Source organism: Devosia submarina (genome assembly GCF_003056345.1).
In the GTDB taxonomy this organism is placed as follows: domain Bacteria; phylum Pseudomonadota; class Alphaproteobacteria; order Rhizobiales; family Devosiaceae; genus Devosia; species Devosia submarina.
On record NZ_PYWB01000031.1, the window covers coordinates 1 to 1,220 of the forward strand.

Genomic DNA, 1,220 nt, shown 5'->3' on the forward strand with positions numbered 1-1,220 from the left:
TGAATAGCCCCGCGTTCTGTAGACACCTTCGGGGTTAGATTTGGTGTCGCCGTTCGAATTCGACGGGTGAGAGCATGCCGTTGCGGACGTGCTTGCGTGTTGGGTTGTAGAACATTTCGATGTAATCGAACACATCCTGGCGCGCTTCGTCCCGTGTTCGATAGGTCCGGCGCCTGATCCTCTCGCGTTTGAGCAGGTTGAAGAAGCTTTCGGCCACCGCATTGTCATGGCAGTTGCCGCGCCGGCTCATGGAGTGAACCAGATTATGGTGCCGCAGGAAGCTGGCCCAATCCATGCTGGTGAACTGGGAGCCCTGGTCGGAATGGACCAGCACCGTATTCTGTGGCTTTCGGCGCCAAACCGCCATGTACAGAGCCTGGAGCACAACTTCGCTGGTCTGTCGGCTTTGCAGTGACCAGCCGATGACGCGGCGCGAGAACAGATCGATGACCACGGCCAGATAGGCAAAGCCCTCCATCGTCTTGATATAGGTGATGTCGGTCACCCAGGCGGTGTCCGGCGCATGGACGTCGAACTGCCGGGCCAAGGTGTTGTCGACCACAACAGATGGCTTGCCTCTATAGGAGCTAGGCCGGCGTCGATAGCCGATCTGGGCCTTGATCCCGGCCAATCTGGCCAGACGCGCAATGCGGTTGGGACAACTGGTCTCGCCTTGGTCCAGCAGATCATCATGCAACTTGCGGTAGCCATAGACCTTGCCGCTCTGCTTCCAAGCATCTTCGATGAGCTGGGTCTGGCGAATGTCTTCCTGGGCCCGTTTGCTCAAGGGGCTTTTGAGCCAGGCATAGAAGCCGCTGGGATGGATACGCAGGCAACGGCACATGGTGCGCACTGAGAATTGCTGGCGATGCTCGGCAACGAACGCGTACCTCACTTTGCATCCTTGGCGAAGTACGCGGCCGCTTTTTTTAGGATGTCGCGCTCCTCGGTGACCCGTGCCAGTTCCCGCTTCAACTGCCGGATCTCGTCCGACTGATCTCCGCCCTTGGCGACAACAGATGCGTACTTTTTCTTCCACTCGTAGAGAGAATGCGCACTCACGCCCAAGCGCTGCGAAACCTCCGAAACCGGGTAACCCCGGTCGGTGATCTGACGCACCGCGTCCCGCTTGAACTCGTCGGTGAAATTGGCTTTGCCCATAAAGGCCTCCTTGCCTCAAAATTAGGGAAGAAGGCGTCTACAAATCTAGGGGCTATTCA

General features: G+C 57.9%; 1 protein-coding gene. It reads right to left on the bottom strand.

All coding sequences use genetic code 11. The annotated features are described in order from the left end of the window. Positions 1–34: 34 nt before the first annotated feature. Positions 35–1,161 (bottom strand): IS3 family transposase gene (locus DDE77_RS19250; RefSeq protein ID WP_425430765.1). Its coding sequence is split into 2 segments (ribosomal slippage): positions 35–921 and positions 921–1,161, totalling 1,128 coding nucleotides; the frame shifts between segments, so codons are not numbered across the junction. Positions 1,162–1,220: the final 59 nt, after the last annotated feature.